This window comes from Serratia sp. 25CWL12, assembly GCF_055790885.1.
Genome location: NZ_CM147698.1, coordinates 1,264,253 through 1,280,097, shown reverse-complemented (window position 1 = coordinate 1,280,097; position 15,845 = coordinate 1,264,253). Strand labels below are relative to the sequence as shown.

Sequence of the window (15,845 nt, the reverse complement as noted above, 5' to 3'; positions counted from 1 at the left end):
TTTACGCCAGTTTACGCATCACCAATGTCGCGTTAGTCCCGCCGAAACCGAAGCTGTTGGACATCACTGTGGTCAGTTCACGCTTAGTCGGTTCGGTGACAACGTTCATGCCCACCGCTTTCTCATCCAGGGTCTCGATATTGATGCTCGGTGCAATAAAACCATGCTCCAACATCAGCAGGCTGTAAATTGCTTCCTGCACACCCGCAGCCCCCAGTGAGTGGCCGGTCATCGCCTTGGTGGCCGAAAGCGCCGGGACCTGATCACCAAATACTTCACGGATAGCCCAGAGCTCTTTAACATCACCAACCGGGGTCGAAGTACCGTGTACGTTAATGTAATCGATAGGGGTATCCACACCACTCATTGCCAATTGCATACAACGCACCGCACCTTCACCGGATGGTGCCACCATATCAGCACCATCGGAAGTGGCACCGTAGCCCACCACCTCGGCATAGATATGCGCACCACGGGCCAGAGCATGCTCCAGCTCTTCAACCACCACCATACCGCCACCACCGGCGATGACGAAGCCATCACGGTTGGCATCATAGGTGCGAGAGGCTTTCTCTGGCGTGTCGTTATATTTGGTCGACAGGGCACCCATCGCATCAAACTCGCAGGCCATTTCCCAGCACAGTTCTTCACCGCCACCAGCAAACACAATATCCTGTTTACCCATCTGGATCTGTTCTACCGCATTACCAATGCAGTGAGCAGAGGTGGAACAAGCAGAGCTGATTGAGTAGTTGACGCCATGGATTTTAAACGGTGTCGCCAGACAAGCAGAAACACCGGAAGCCATCGCTTTGGTGACCACATAAGGGCCAACCGCTTTCAGGCCACGTGGGCTGCGCATGGCATCGGCACCGAACACTTGAAAACGGGGTGAGCCACCGCCTGAACCAGCCACCAGGCCAACACGCGGGTTGTTCTGATAAACCGACTCCTCTAGCCCAGCAGATTGAATCGCCTCCTGCATAGCCAGATAAGCATAAATCGAGGCATCACTCATAAAGCGAACCACTTTACGGTCAATCAGGCCAGTGGTATCGAGCTTAACATTGCCCCATACGTGACTACGCATGCCGGAATCTTTCAGCTCCTGAGAGAAGGTGAGCCCAGAGCGTCCTTCCTGCAAACTTGCCAGAACTTCCTGCTGGTTGTTACCAATGCTGGAGACGATTCCCAAGCCAGTAATCACTGCACGTTTCATTCGGTACCTCTTCCACTATTTCACATTCGGGATTTTGTTCGCACTTTAGCGTACAGTTGTACGCCGAACAAGTCCGATCAGAATAATTCTCTATTAATACCATCTTGTTTGCACCGCTACCCGCCCCTGGTTAAAATCACCCCATCCCTTGAATAACGAGCCTCTTACCGTGAGCCATGCCCCCATCCAACCCGCAGCATTAAGCTGGAATGAACAGGGTACACCTGTTTCGAAACAGTTTGATGACGTCTATTTTTCCAATCAGGATGGGTTACAAGAAACCCGTTATGTGTTTCTTGCCGGTAACCGATTACCGCAACGTTTCACTGAGCACCCCCGCGCTCTATTTATTGTCGCTGAAACCGGTTTTGGCACCGGGCTGAATTTTCTTGCCCTGTGGCAAGCATTTGCCGATTTCCACCACCCTGCGGCTCACTTGCAACGGTTACATTTCATCAGTTTTGAAAAATTCCCTTTGCAGCAGGCTGATCTGGCTGCCGCCCATGCACAATGGCCAGAGTTGGCCCCTTTCGCCGATGAATTACGCAGCCAATGGCCATTGCCTTTACCCGGCTGCCACCGTCTGCTGCTTGCCGAAGGGCGCATCACGCTCGACCTGTGGTTCGGTGATATCAATGATTTGTTACCGCAGCTTGACAGTAGTATGAATGGTCAAATTGATGCCTGGTTCCTTGATGGTTTCGCACCGTCAAAAAACCCCGATATGTGGAGCGATGCGTTATTTGCCACCATGGCACGTTTTGCCCGCCCGGAAGGGAGTTTTGCGACCTTTACCGCAGCAGGATTTGTGCGGCGCGGATTGCAACAGGCGGGTTTTAATGTCACCCGCAGTAAAGGGTTTGGCCAAAAACGTGAGATGCTCATTGGGCAATTACCGGTTAACACCGCGCCTGTGGCACATCAGGCCCCTTGGTTCCTGCGCCCGGCGGCAAAAAACCGTGATGATATCGCCATTATTGGCGGTGGCATCGCCAGTGTACTCACCGCTTTAGCCTTGTTACGCCGTGGCGCCAAGGTGACGCTCTATTGTGCCGATACCCGCCCTGCCACGGGGGCCTCTGGCAACCGCCAGGGCGCACTCTATCCGTTATTGAATGGTTCCGGTGATGAGCGAGAAAACTTCTTCAGCAACGCCTTTCTCTTCGCCCGCCGCCAGTACGATGCTCTGTTACAGCAAGGGGTCAGATTCGATCATCAATGGTGCGGCGTCAGCCAGTTGGCTTATAACCAGAAAAGTGCCGCCAAGATTGCCAAAATAGTAGCCACTGACTGGCCCCCGGCCTTGGTGCAAGCTGTTGATCACCCCACTCTGAGCCATCTCTGCGGCATTGATAGCGGCGTTGGTGGTATTTATTACCCCTTGGCAGGGTGGCTATGCCCAGCAGACTTGACTACCGAGGCCATGGTTCTGGCGCAACGGCAAGGATTGCACTGCTACTATCAGCATCGGCTCACTGATTTACAGCCGCTGGCTGAAGGCTGGCAACTACTTTTTGCCAATGGCGAAGCACGGCAACATGCCACGGTGATCCTGGCGAATGGCCACCAACTCTCCACTTTGGCGCCCTGCTCCGCACTACCGATCTATGCAGTGCGCGGCCAGGTTTCACATATTCCAACCACCCCAGCCTTAAGTGCATTAAAACAGGTGCTGTGTTACGAAGGTTATCTGACGCCGGTCAACCCGCGCCATCAACAGCACTGTATCGGTGCCAGTTACCAGCGCGGCATATCAGAAACGCACTACAGTGAAACAGAACAGCAAGAGAACCGTACACGCCTGCTGCGTTGTCTGCCGCAACTGTCATGGCCGCAGCAGGTCGATATCAGTGACCAGCAAGCACGCTGTAGTGTACGCAGCGCCACCCGCGACCATATGCCCATGGTCGGTGCGGTGCCAGACTATGCCGCCACATTGGCGCAATACAGTGATTTGCAGCAGCAACGCCAAGGTGGGGAAACCATTGCCCCAGCACCGCTCTATTCGGGGTTGTTTATGATTAGCGGGTTGGGTTCACGTGGCCTGTGCTCCGCGCCCTTGGTCGCAGAAATCCTGGCGGCCCAGTTGTTTGCTGAGCCATTACCTGGCGATGCTCAGATGCTGGCAGCGCTAAACCCAAACCGTATGTGGATCAGAAAATTATTAAAGGGACGGGAGGTTTGACTAGTTAGCCTGCAACGCGGCTTGATACAGCTTCTGCCACATCTCAAAGACTAACACTTGGTCGGGCGGGGAAAGTTCCCCGGCCTTGATGGCTTTATCCAGGCTGCTCTGCACCCGTGCGTCGAGTTGTTCGGCACGCTGCTCCCCTTGTTGTTCCGACTCGGCTACCGCCAAAGTCAGATGACCGCGTAAGTAGCCACCAGCAAATAGCTCATCATCGCTGGCCTGTTCTACCCCATCATCAATCAGTGCCAGAATGCGTGTTTCGAACTCTGCGATCATCTTATTTCCTCTTGTCGTGCTTATGATTCAAATGACATAACGATGGCTACCACTTGAATTGGCCAGGGGTTATGTCAGTTAAGATCTTCCGGATACGGGAAGTGCTCAGCGGCGAGCGGAGGCGTATGGTAAAACGATTGTAGTGCTTGAATAAAGCGTGCTGGGCGTGTGGGTATGCCTTTTTCGAGCAACTCCAGCACTCGGGTACGCACTTTCCGCTGGAAATCAATACGATCCGGCTCAACATCACCACTAAGATTGTCGCAACTGACATTGAACGGGAACCCTGCGGCTACGCAAAACATCCACTCCAACGCCTGGGGATTGATCTCAACCACTTCAAATTGCTTTTGTGTCTGCGCATCACGCCCATCCGGGCAATACCAGTAACCAAAATCCACCAGTTTGCGGCGCTCGGCACCGGCAATGCACCAATGGGAAATTTCATGCATCCCGCTGGCATAATAACCGTGGGCAAAGATAACCCGATGATAGGAAAATTGCTCATCAGCGGGCAGATAGATAGGTTCATCGTCGCCTTTAACCAGGCGGGTATTATAGTCTTCACTAAAACATTGATTAAAAATTTCAATCAGTTGTAAATATTGGTGTTGCTCTGACATATAAAAAACTCAAATAACCATAAAATAAGTAGGCATTATATACCGAAGGGGTTTTACGTTTCAGCTATGCAGTACCAGCGCAAGTTCAAATACCACTAAAAATACCCGGCCAACCACTGCTGAATTTCCGCCCCATGGCTATCGTAGAGCAGCTTACCACTCATCAGTAGTGACACTACGACGATCATTGGCCGGATCAGTTTTTGCCCTTTGGTCAGCACCATTCGTGCCCCTAAACGCGCCCCCAACACTTGGCCCACCAGCATCACCAGGCCAATGGTCCAGACCACGTTCCCGCCCATGATAAACATCACCAAACTACCCAGGTTAGAAGTAAAGTTTAATACCTTGGCATGTGCTGTCGCTTTAGCCAGATTGAAACCACACAACGTCACATAAGCCAGGGCATAAAACGAACCGGCACCGGGGCCAAAGAAACCGTCATAAAAGCCGATACCGGCCCCTGCAATCAGGCCAAAAGCCAATGCACCCACACGGCGCTGGCGATCGTTTTCCCCCAAGCGCGGGGTTAACAGGAAGTAAATACCGATACTGATCACCAGCAAGGGCAACATCTGGCGCAACAAGTCAGAGCGCAGGTGCTGAACCAGAATCGCGCCAATCACTGACCCTATCAGCGTCAGGAAAATCGTCAGTTTCTGGGTATTAAGATCCACCACCCGACGGCGAACAAAATAGAGGCTGGCAGAAAATGAGCCGCCAACTGATTGCAGCTTATTGGTGGCCAACGCCTGTGCCGGAGGCACCCCCGCAGCCAACAATGCCGGTACCGTCAACAACCCACCACCACCAGCGATTGAATCAATAAACCCAGCAAACAGCGCCACAAAAAACAGTATTCCGAGTATTTCGGGAGCTAACGCCAGCCCATCCATAAGTTTTCTGCCTAAAAAGTGAAACCATGCCTAATTCATGCCAGTGCAGCCCTAAGAGCAGGGTATTTACCCGTCGCCATTTAAGGCTGCAGTAGCATTGGCTTCCCTAACTCAGCTCGTTACAGCGAGATTATGCCTGCTCAGCGCTTGGCAAAGTGATTGTCCAACAACGCCTGACAGGTTGGCGGCAATGGTGGCGGCTCAGTCTTGACCGGGTTGGCGTTAGGTTGCTGCGGTTTAAACCAGCTAGCCAGTTCGGCTCCGCAGCCGTCACCATCTGGAGGTGGCGCTTGATCCTGACATTCCTGGCTCCCTGCAGGGCAACGCAAACGCACATGCATATGCGCGCGGTGAGCAAACCACGGGCGAACCTTGTGTAACCAACTACGATCTGACCCAGCATCCTGACATAGACGCTGTTTGATCGCCGGGTTGACGAAGATACGTGTCACTTCACTGTCTTGAGCAGCCAGTTTGATCAAGGATTCGATTTGTGGCTGCCACAGACGATCTACCACCTGCTTACCATCCGCCGCGACCAGATCAATCGGTTGCGGTTTGAGTAATTGCTGGGCACTCCAACGTTGCCGTGGCAATTGTAACCAGATGTCCACATCCAGCCCAGACTGGTGGCTGGCGTGGCCGCTACTAAAGCGCCCCCCAGCAGGCATCGCCATATCCCCAATCAACACCGTTCCCAATGATTTCTGACTAGCCTGCTGACTGAGTCGCTGGATAAATGCCACCAAGTCCGGGTGACCAAAGTAACGCCGTTGATCGGTACGCATTACCTGATAATCCGCAGAATTCACCGGCAAAGATTGTGCGCCAATAATGCACCCGTTGGAGAATTCACCGACCGCCTGGGGAGTGCCAGTGACCGGGTTATTGATTTTTTGCCACGGGGTTAGTGCCATGGCAGAACTGGAGGCAACCAAGGCGGCAATGACTAACATCCATTTTTTCATTGTTATTACCCTTACCAGCGTGGAACGTCAGAAATCACATCGCCATTTTGCGCCCGTTGCCGCAGCAGATGGTCCATCAGCACTATCGCCATCATTGCTTCCGCAATCGGTACTGCGCGGATGCCCACACAAGGGTCGTGGCGCCCACGGGTCACCATCTCCATCTCTTCCCCCTGGCGGTTAATGGTACGACCCGGCACCATGATGCTGGAAGTGGGTTTTAACGCCAAATGGGCAATCACTGGCTGCCCGCTACTGATCCCGCCGAGAATACCGCCGGCATGATTACTCTGGAAACCTTGTGGGGTGATCTCATCACGGTTTTCGCTACCGCGCTTGGTGACCACCGCAAAGCCGTCGCCTATCTCCACCCCTTTCACGGCGTTAATGCTCATCAAGGCATGGGCCAAATCAGCATCCAGACGGTCAAAAACGGGTTCACCCAGGCCAACGGGGACATGCTCCGCCACCACCGTGACTTTGGCCCCAATAGAGTCGCCCTCTTTCTTCAGCGCCCGCATCAGTTCATCCAGCTGTTCCAGCTTGTCGGGATCCGGACAAAAGAAGGGGTTTTGTTCAACTTGCTGCCAATCTTTCAGTTCACAGTACACTTCACCCATCTGAGCCAGGTAGCCGCGTACTGTTACCCCAAATTTTTGCGCTAGATACTTTTTGGCGATAGCACCCGCCGCCACGCGCATCGCGGTTTCACGTGCCGATGAACGGCCACCACCACGATAATCACGCACACCGTATTTCTGCTCATAGGTGTAATCAGCATGGCCCGGACGGAAGAGATCTTTAATCGCACTGTAATCTTGCGAACGTTGGTCGGTATTTTCGATCATCAAGCCGATGCTGGTCCCGGTGGTCACCCCGTCAAATACGCCGGAAAGAATGCGTACCTGATCCGGCTCGCGGCGTTGTGTGGTGTAACGTGAGGTGCCTGGCCGACGACGATCCAGATCGTGCTGTAAATCAGCCTCTGTTAACGGGATGCCGGGGGGCACACCGTCAACAATACAACCCAATGCCACGCCGTGAGACTCACCAAAGGTGGTAACACGGAAAAATTGCCCAATACTGTTGCCTGCCATCCCGGCTCCTTACCGTTGGTTAACTACGATAGATGCTGAAGTGCTCTTTGCAATCAATCAGTTGTTGTTTGGTCAGCATAAATACGCCATCACCACCGTTTTCAAATTCCAGCCAGATAAACGGAATATCCGGGTATTGCTCCATCAGGTGTACCATGCTGTTACCCACTTCACAAATCAGCACACCCTGCTCGCTCAGGTAGTCTGGCGCACAAGCCAGTATGCGGCGCACCAGTTTCAGGCCATCACTCCCGGCAGCCAACCCCAGTTCCGGCTCACAGCGGAACTCTTGCGGCAAATCAGACATATCTTCCGCATCGACATAAGGGGGATTGGTGACAATCAGATCGTACTGGATCAACGGTAGTTCACGGAATAAATCAGAACGGATCGGGATCACCTGGTGCTCAACACCATGTTGCTGAATATTGCGCTCAGTCACCGCCAAGACATCAGTGGAAATATCCACCGCATCCACTTCTGCTTCCGGGAAAGCATCCGCACAAGCAATGGCAATACAACCACTGCCGGTGCACATATCCAGAATATGGCGAGGTGGATTGGGCAGTAGTGGACTGAAGCGATTATTGATCAGTTCAGCAATCGGTGAGCGCGGAACCAATACGCGTTCATCAACATAGAACTCCATGCCACAGAACCAGGCTTTGTTGGTCAGGTAAGCTACCGGTATACGCTGACTCACCCGGCGGATAACCCGCTCGACAATGCGATGACGTTCACTGGAGGTCAAACGCGAAGTATACATCTCCTCAGGAATGTCCAGCGGTAGGAACAGCGTAGGTAAAACCAACTGCACCGCCTCGTCCCACGGATTATCTGTTCCGTGACCATAGTAGATGTCGGCCGCATTGAAACGGCTCACGGCCCAACGCAGCATATCCTGGATGCTGTACAGCTCACTCACTGCTTCTTCGACGAAAATTTTGTCCAATTTACCCTCCAGCAGACAAGCTGTTTCATGATTTATCGGCATAGTTTGCCATGAAGCCGACGACAAATCAGCAGCTATAACGGCAACAAAGGGCTCACGGATTAAGTTTTGCGTCGACAGCACCTCTCGACAAGGTAAACTATCGCCATAGAGTGAATGATATTCAGTGAGTTAATGATGAAAAATAGTCACCCGCTGAGCAAAGACGAATTGCAGCTCTTCAGGGAATCGGTCGCGGGCACCAGAAGATTGCGGCAGGATACTATCGTCCATCCCAAGCCCAAAATAATCAGCAGGAAAGTGACGCCTCAACGCCTGCTGCAAGAACAGGTGGATGCCAGTTTTTACTTTTCTGATGAATTTCAGCCACAGTTAGATGCTGAGGGGCCCATGCGTTATGTTCGCCCGGGTTATAACCATTATGAATTGAAGAAGCTACGCCGGGGGGATTACGTTCCAGACCTGTTTCTCGATTTGCATGGTTTGACACAATTGCAAGCCAAGCAGGAACTGGGGGCGATGATCGCCGCCTGTAAACGCGAACATGTCCATTGTGCCTGCGTAATGCATGGTCATGGAAAACATATTCTTAAGCAACAAGCGCCACTGTGGTTGGCACAACATCCAGATGTACTGGCGTTTCACCAGGCCCCAAAAGAGTGGGGAGGGAATGCGGCAGTATTAGTGCTGGTAGAGTTGACTGGATAAAATCTGGCCGCCGTTATTTAAATCAACGGCAGCAACAGGTCACTATTCCCTCTGTTACGACCAGAGGGACAGGAAATAGTTACATCGAATCGATATTGGAGGGGCTGCACTGCCAGACAAACTTGCCACTAGCGCCATTAACATCCAGTTCAACGTTAGCAATCGCCGAAGTGGCAAACATCGGGGGGCATTCACCCGGGCAGAGCTCAGCAACCAGATAGCCAACCAACGGCAGATGGGAAACGATCAACACCGCTCCAACCCCTTCTTTCGCCAATGCTTGCAGGTAACAACTTACCAGCCCAGCATCACCACCCGGCGTCAGCTCAGGCAGTACCTCTTCACCGTCTGGCAGGGTTAATACTTCACGTACCGTTTCTAAGGTCTGCATGGCCCGCAGATAAGGACTGACCAGCACGCATTCAATATCCACTGATTTGGCATTCAGCCAAGTCGCCATTTGTTGCGACTCATCTCGACCACAGGTTGTCAGGGGTCTAACTGAATCACTGGCGGCATCCATTGCCGCCTCTCCGTGCCGCATAATAAAAACTTGCATATTGCACCGCTGTTGTTGACAAAATAGCGCTATACAGGATGGTATCGCCGTGTTGAGTTTATCAATTCCAACTCCAACCAAAATGAATAGCGATGACACTTTTCCTTTCCATACCCAGCTTAAATAACGGCCGGTATCATAGCGGTGAGGCATTTTGCCTGAAAGTTCGTATGAAAGAAAACGCTGTTTTTACACCACTTGAGCACCAAGGTAAACCCATCACAGCTTAACATCCACACGTAGATCACAATACGCGACGTTACTCTTCCCTATCCCACGGTTATTATTGAAATTACGGTTAAAAATAGCGCTTACTACAAAGGGTGATAACGCTCACCTTGATCGGCCATACGTAACAGGCTCTCACAGGGAGTAAACCGTTCGCCATAATGATGCTGCAAATATCGCAATGTTTTCACCATCTTCTCTGCCCCCAGCTCATCCATATACCGGAATGGGCCGCCAAGGAAAGGGGGAAAGCCAATGCCCAAGACCGCACCAATATCCCCATCTCGAGCGCAGCGGATCACCCCTTCTTCCAGACAACGGGCCGCCTCATTAAGCATCATCATCACACAGCGCTGAACAATCACCGCATGCTGAATATGCACTTTCGCGGTGATCCCCAGCAAGGGGTAAATACTCTTGTCTGCCTGTTTGCGTTGCCACTTGCGCAGGATATTTGTCGGGTAGAGATAAAAACCTCGGCCATTCTTACGCCCTTTGCGCCCATCATTCAGCACCGCGTCCAATGCCGCTGGTGCAGCAAAGCGCGCCCCTAATTCCGCCTTAAGAATCGGGGTGATTTTGGTGGCAACATCAATACCCACTTCATCCAGCAACATAAACGGCCCCACCGGGAAACCGAAGTCAACCAAGGCCTTATCCAACGACTCGATCGGTTCGCCTTCCAGCAAGCAGCGCGCGGCTTCACTAATATAAGGCGCCAGTATTCGGTTAACATAAAACCCCGCCCGGTCAGCGACAACTATCGCCGTTTTACCCTGTCGGTGTGCCAAGGCTACGGTGGTGGCCACCGTTTCGTCACTGGTAGTCGCATGGGGGATCACCTCCACCAATGGCATTTTGTCTACCGGGCTGAAGTAATGAAGGCCAATCACCTGCTGTGGCCTGGCCGCCTTGGCAGCAATTTGGCCGATCGGCAACGAGGAGGTATTGGAGGCAAAAATAGTCTGTGGCGCGGCATACTGTTCAATGTCCTGCACCATCTGCTGTTTCAGTTCTATATCTTCAAATACCGCTTCAATCACGATATCAACGCGTTCAAAACCGCGATAATCCGTTGAGCCCGAGATCAACATCATTTTTTTCTGACGCTCTGCTGGGCGCATCAGTTTGTTACGCACCCGTTTGCTGAGCAAATCCCAGGTATATTTCAACGCATGATTAATCCCTTGCGAGTTGATATCTTTAATGCGTACCGGCAATCCTGCGCGGATAGCGGTAACGAAGGCAATTCCGCCGCCCATTAAGCCGCCACCCAGAATACCGATGCGCTGTAACTCACGCGTTGTTGAGGTAACGCCATACTCTTTCTTCACCGCCGTTGATGCGAAAAACAGGCTACGTAATGCCGCCGATTGAGATGACATTGCCAGTTTACCAAAAGCACTGGCCTCTGCCTGATAGCCTTGGCTCTCCCCTTGCTCCAGCCCAATGCGCACAACTTGAATAATACGCTCTGCTGCCGGATAGTTGCCGTGGGTTTTCGCTAGGGTTTTGCTACGCACCTGGTTTAGCAGCCAAGTTCTGGCTAATGGCAAATTAAACGCACGCGCCAACCAGGGTAACCTGCGCGGTGCTTGGCCCGCTTGTTTGACTCGCTCAATGGCCGTTTGCAGCAAAATAGCAGCGGGCACCACATCATCGACCAGCCCCATACGCAGCGCCTGAGCGGGGCGGATATGTCGACCTGTCAGCATCATATCCAACGCCTTAACCACCCCAACCAGACGTGGCAAACGCTGGGTACCCCCCGAACCTGGTAGCAGGCCGAGCTGTACTTCCGGCAAGCCGAGGGTTGTTTTATCATCCTGCGAACAAATACGGCTATGGCAAGCCAGTGCCAACTCTAGCCCCCCGCCCAGGCAAGCACCGTGAATAGCAGCCACTACCGGTACCGGAAACGCCGCAATCTGCGCCAATAGATGCTGCCCCCGCTGTGACAGCTGTTCTGCCTCTTTAGCACTGTGACAGGCGGCAATCATAGTGATATCGGCACCCGCAATAAACGAATCCGCTTTACCAGACAGAATCACTAAGCCTTTCAGCCCCGTGTGCTGTTGCGCAGCCAATAGCACCTGACTGATCTGTTCGGCAAATTCAGCCTTCAGGGTATTAAGTTTTTCCCCGGGTACATCAATGGTAATCACACCAATATCGTCAGGTCGCAGAGTCAAATGAAACGCTGAAGGCTGGGCTGGCTGCTCTAGCAAGGTCTGATCTAAGCTCATTATTCCACCTCCACAATCATCGCAGCACCTAATCCACCGGCCGCACAAGCAGTAACCAATCCCAACCCACCACCGCGTCTTTTTAGTTCATGTAGCGTCTGAGTGATCATACGAGCCCCGGTTGCTGCAAAGGGATGACCATAAGCAATTGAGCCCCCCAACACATTAAACTTATCCATATCGACTGCGCCGATCGCTTGTTCACGCCCCAGTTGCTGTTGAGCAAACTCGGTACTGGCAAACATCTTCAAGTTGGCCAGGGCTTGCGCGGCAAAGGCTTCATGCATATCTATCAGTGTAAGATCAGCCAGAGTGATACCCGCTCGATCCAAGGCCAGTGGGGTAGCATAGGCAGGACCAAGCAGCATATCCTGCCAAACATCAATAGCAGCGAAGGCAAAACTACGCAGGTAGCCCAACGGTTGCAAACCCAGCGCTCTAGCCCGAGATTCACTCATCATCAGGACAGCAGCGGCACCATCGGTCAACGGGGTACTATTCGCCGCAGTCACACTGCCGTGTTTACGATCAAACGCTGGTTTCAGGCGGGCATAAGACTCAAGCGTGGAATCTTTGCGGATATTGTTATCTTCATCGCAAGGCTGCTTATAGGGCGGCACATAGGCAACCATCACCTCATCCCGCAGCCCCCCCTGCTCCCATGCTTTGGCGGCTAATTGGTGGGAACGATGTGCAAAGGCATCCTGTTGTTCACGCGTAATACCGTGGGTTTTCGCCATTTGCTCGGCAGTATCCCCCATACGCAGGCCTGTTGAATACTCTGCCACCGCCGGGGGCACAGGCATCAGATCGCGGGGTCTTAATTTGCTAAACAGTTTCAACCGTTGTGATAGCGTACGAGCTTTGCTCACATCCACCAGGGTGCGAGCCAGTGCCTTACTGACACCGATGGGCAATACCGATGAGGAGTCCGCTCCACCAGCAATACCGATGCTGATGCTACCCGCCATAATACTTTCTGCCACATTGGCAATGGCCTGGAAGCTGGTTGCGCAGGCGCGTGAAACACTGTAGGCATCGGTGTGTACACTCATTCCGGTACCGAGCACAATTTCCCGGGCGATATTGGGGGCTTCAGGCATTTGTATCACCTGCCCAAAAACCAGTTGGTCAATCAATGCCGAATCGATACCACTGCGAAACAGCAATTCACTGACCACGATTTTGCCCAGATCGACCGCCGGTACACCGTGATAAGCCGTAGCCTGTTTAGCGAAAGGGGTACGTAAACCCTGAACAATGGCGATACGATCACCAGAAGCAGTAACCAGCGGCAATGCCTTATTCATAAACACTCCTAAAGAGAGGCCGTTGACACAACGAATCAAAGAGGTCTGACCTGACCCGCTCATTGTTAACCAGATAGCCACATTTGGCAAAGGGGGAGCGGTGAAAACTGCGAGCAGCAGCAACTTTCCTGCCAGGTAATTCAAGCCATAACCAGTAAGTTGAATGACAAATCCCGCCATAAGCCGATTTAAATACGACCTTTCGGCAAGCTTCCGGGAACATGGTCAGAATAGGATTACTAATACGTTGAATAACGCAGGCGCTTGGGGCACAAGAGCAGACCAGGGAGTCTGCTCTTGTCTAGGCGGATAGAACTATGGGATTAACGTAATCCGAGTTGGAAAATCAGCGTTTCTGCCTGGCAGGTAAAAGTAAAATCAGCATCCAGTTGCACGCCACCTTCAACCGGTTTGATCTGGCTGCTAATGTCACAAGGATCAGACTCAACGCTACGCGCTTTCTCTGTCAATGCCGCCAACGCTTTTTCTGCCTCAGGTTGGGTGGCAAACACCTGGCTATAAGAGGCGGTACAATCGGTGTTATCCATCACTGTACCGACATCCACACAGCAGCAAGCCGCAGTTTCCTGAGCACTACATTTGTTAATTGCATCTGACATAACGTAAACCTCCTCACAAACCGCATATTGCATGCGGATAAATAGTTATTTGATTCTGTTAACTCTCGCCAAGTTATTAGCGCTATTTTACGCTTCAGACCCACCAATCACTAGATTTACTTTTCATCGCGTTTTTTAACTGGCAAATAGCGTACCAGAACTCTCAATTATTGTTCTAACGCTTATTGTTCTGTCGCAAAATAGCGCATTGAACAGGTTCAATCTGGCCAAGTCGCTCCCTGGTTAAATAACCATCACCGGTTAAAATAAGCCCCTTTTTTGCAGTACAGATCTCTTTTTTGAGATCATATATGCAACATTTGGCCGTCAACATTGCGCTATTTTAATAAATCAGACTTATAATTCAGCACTGGTCCGATTTGTTGATATGGCAATGGACTATTACACTGGTACATTCGGTGTTACACCGTGTAACATTATTCAAATAATAAACCTATAAGACGAGGTTTTGGTCATGAACCAGAAAAACCTGTTCGCTAAATCAGCGCTTGCCGCTGCAGTGGCAATTATCTCCTCCAATGTCTACGCTGCCGGATTCCAATTGAACGAGTTTTCTGCCATTGGTTTAGGCCGCGCTTATTCTGGTGAAGGTGCAGTGGCTGATACCGCTGCGTCAGCAAGCCGGAACCCGGCAACCATGATGATGTTTAGCAGCCCAATCATCTCTGGTGGTGCCGTATTTATCGACCCTGATGTCAATATCACCGGTAGGTCACCTTCCGGGCAGAGCCTTGATGCCAAAGATATCGCCCCAACCGCCTGGGTGCCAGATCTGCATTATATTCAGCCACTGAACGACCAATGGGCAGTCGGTGGTTCCGTCACCAGCAACTACGGTTTGTCGACGGAATATAGTGACAATTACCCGGCGGGCTCCGTTGGGGGAAACACCGAGCTGACGACACTGAATCTAAACCTAAGTGCTGCTTATCGGCTGAATCAGAATTTCAGCTTCGGCTTGGGCTTTGACGCCGTGTATGCTGACGCCAAAATTGAGCGGCACGCCGGTGATTTACCGTTACTGATCGCCGGTTCCGGGAAACTACCGCCCGCTTTAGCTGGCCAAGTCGCGCAACTTCCTGCTAATACGCAAATTTCTCATCTGGAAGGCAGCAAGTGGGGTTATGGCTGGAATGCCGGTATTCTGTATGAAATGGATGAGAACAACCGTTTTGGCTTCACTTATCGTTCTGAAATAAAAATAGATTTTGATGGTGACTACAGCAGTCAACTGCCATCGGCATACAATGGCCTACTGCAGCAGCTCGGATTACCAATGGGGACTGACGGTAATAGCATCCCGGGTTATCTCACCTTGAATTTACCCGAAATGTGGGAGCTCTCTGCTTATCACAAAGTGGCACCACAATGGGCAGTCCACTACAACATGACCTATACCAGTTGGAGTCAGTTCCAAGAACTGAAAGCCACTGGCAGTGGCGGTAATACGCTGTTCTACAAGCATGAAGGCTTCCGCGATGCTTACCGCATGGCGATCGGGACTACCTATTTCCATGACGATAACTGGACCTTCCGCACCGGTATCGCCTTTGACCAAAGCCCGGTACCCGCCCAAAACCGAAGCATCTCTATTCCAGACCAAAACCGCACCTGGTTAAGTGCCGGGGCAACTTACGCCTTCAATAAAAACACCTCGGTTGATGTCGGGCTGTCCTATATGCATGGCCAGAAAGTCACCATCAACGAAGGGCCTTACCGTTTTGAATCCGACGGTAGCGCCTGGTTATACGGTGCTGGAGTCAACTACCGTTTCTAATAGTTCTTAAGGTGCAGTACAGAATAAAACGGCGGATTATCCGCCGTTTTTTATACCGATAAATCAGCACTTGCGGCTGACTATTCACTCATCACCTGGGATTAATCAAGCTCTGGAGACGTCGTTACCTCGGCCCCTGCCTGTAACTTCCGTG

At 51.9% G+C, this 15,845-nt stretch carries 14 protein-coding genes; 3 read left to right on the top strand and 11 right to left on the bottom strand.

The window, feature by feature from the left end:
- Position 1: 1 nt before the first annotated feature.
- On the bottom strand, positions 2-1,219 hold the full coding sequence (gene fabB, locus ACX9GV_RS05570; protein ID WP_473197337.1) for a beta-ketoacyl-ACP synthase I: 1,218 nt from the start codon (positions 1,217-1,219) through the stop codon (positions 2-4).
- A 169-nt stretch (positions 1,220-1,388) separates the two neighbouring features.
- Between fabB and mnmC the strand changes: the two genes are divergently transcribed.
- Positions 1,389-3,404, top strand: coding sequence for a bifunctional tRNA (5-methylaminomethyl-2-thiouridine)(34)-methyltransferase MnmC2/FAD-dependent 5-carboxymethylaminomethyl-2-thiouridine(34) oxidoreductase MnmC1 (mnmC, locus tag ACX9GV_RS05565; RefSeq protein WP_473197336.1), 2,016 nt, complete (start codon positions 1,389-1,391; stop codon positions 3,402-3,404).
- On the opposite strand, the gene ACX9GV_RS05560 is transcribed toward mnmC, so the two are convergent.
- The 6 genes from ACX9GV_RS05560 to prmB all read right to left on the bottom strand — a co-directional run bounded on the left by ACX9GV_RS05560 (position 3,405) and on the right by prmB (position 8,222).
- A complete protein-coding gene (locus ACX9GV_RS05560; RefSeq protein ID WP_473197335.1) occupies positions 3,405-3,686 on the bottom strand; it encodes a YfcL family protein in 282 nt (93 codons plus the stop codon).
- 74 nt (positions 3,687-3,760) lie between these two features.
- Positions 3,761-4,309, bottom strand: coding sequence for an elongation factor P hydroxylase (locus ACX9GV_RS05555; protein WP_473197334.1), 549 nt, complete (start codon positions 4,307-4,309; stop codon positions 3,761-3,763).
- Between the two features lie 95 nt (positions 4,310-4,404).
- The gene (locus ACX9GV_RS05550) at positions 4,405-5,205 is read right to left on the bottom strand and encodes a sulfite exporter TauE/SafE family protein (protein WP_473197333.1); all 801 of its coding nucleotides are present in this window, start codon (positions 5,203-5,205) and stop codon (positions 4,405-4,407) included.
- Between the two features lie 140 nt (positions 5,206-5,345).
- Positions 5,346-6,173: a penicillin-insensitive murein endopeptidase gene (gene mepA, locus ACX9GV_RS05545; protein ID WP_473197332.1), complete on the bottom strand. Its 828-nt coding sequence runs from the start codon at positions 6,171-6,173 to the stop codon at positions 5,346-5,348.
- Positions 6,174-6,184: 11 nt separating this feature from the next.
- The gene (gene aroC, locus ACX9GV_RS05540; RefSeq protein ID WP_023491238.1) at positions 6,185-7,270 is read right to left on the bottom strand and encodes a chorismate synthase; all 1,086 of its coding nucleotides are present in this window, start codon (positions 7,268-7,270) and stop codon (positions 6,185-6,187) included.
- A gap of 19 nt (positions 7,271-7,289) precedes the next feature.
- Positions 7,290-8,222: a 50S ribosomal protein L3 N(5)-glutamine methyltransferase gene (prmB, locus tag ACX9GV_RS05535; protein WP_037384103.1), complete on the bottom strand. Its 933-nt coding sequence runs from the start codon at positions 8,220-8,222 to the stop codon at positions 7,290-7,292.
- Between the two features lie 177 nt (positions 8,223-8,399).
- On the opposite strand from prmB, the gene smrB reads away from it, so the two are divergent.
- Complete coding sequence (smrB, locus tag ACX9GV_RS05530) at positions 8,400-8,930, top strand: endonuclease SmrB (RefSeq protein WP_473197984.1); 531 nt, start codon at positions 8,400-8,402, stop codon at positions 8,928-8,930.
- Positions 8,931-9,009: 79 nt separating this feature from the next.
- Here smrB and sixA read toward each other — a convergent pair whose 3' ends face one another.
- From sixA to ACX9GV_RS05510, 4 genes are all read right to left on the bottom strand, one after another.
- A complete protein-coding gene (gene sixA / locus ACX9GV_RS05525) occupies positions 9,010-9,489 on the bottom strand; it encodes a phosphohistidine phosphatase SixA (RefSeq protein ID WP_037384106.1) in 480 nt (159 codons plus the stop codon).
- A gap of 314 nt (positions 9,490-9,803) precedes the next feature.
- Positions 9,804-11,963: a fatty acid oxidation complex subunit alpha FadJ gene (fadJ, locus tag ACX9GV_RS05520; RefSeq protein ID WP_473197331.1), complete on the bottom strand. Its 2,160-nt coding sequence runs from the start codon at positions 11,961-11,963 to the stop codon at positions 9,804-9,806.
- Positions 11,963-13,273 carry an acetyl-CoA C-acyltransferase FadI gene (fadI, locus tag ACX9GV_RS05515; protein WP_473197330.1) on the bottom strand — a complete coding sequence of 437 codons (1,311 nt, stop codon included), beginning with the start codon at positions 13,271-13,273 and terminating at the stop codon, positions 11,963-11,965. The genes fadJ and fadI overlap by 1 nt, the downstream gene beginning before the upstream one ends.
- A gap of 323 nt (positions 13,274-13,596) precedes the next feature.
- Positions 13,597-13,893 carry a YfcZ/YiiS family protein gene (locus tag ACX9GV_RS05510; protein WP_023491246.1) on the bottom strand — a complete coding sequence of 99 codons (297 nt, stop codon included), beginning with the start codon at positions 13,891-13,893 and terminating at the stop codon, positions 13,597-13,599.
- A gap of 475 nt (positions 13,894-14,368) precedes the next feature.
- On the opposite strand from ACX9GV_RS05510, the gene fadL reads away from it, so the two are divergent.
- Positions 14,369-15,691 carry a long-chain fatty acid transporter FadL gene (gene fadL, locus ACX9GV_RS05505; protein WP_473197329.1) on the top strand — a complete coding sequence of 441 codons (1,323 nt, stop codon included), beginning with the start codon at positions 14,369-14,371 and terminating at the stop codon, positions 15,689-15,691.
- Positions 15,692-15,845 lie beyond the last annotated feature (154 nt).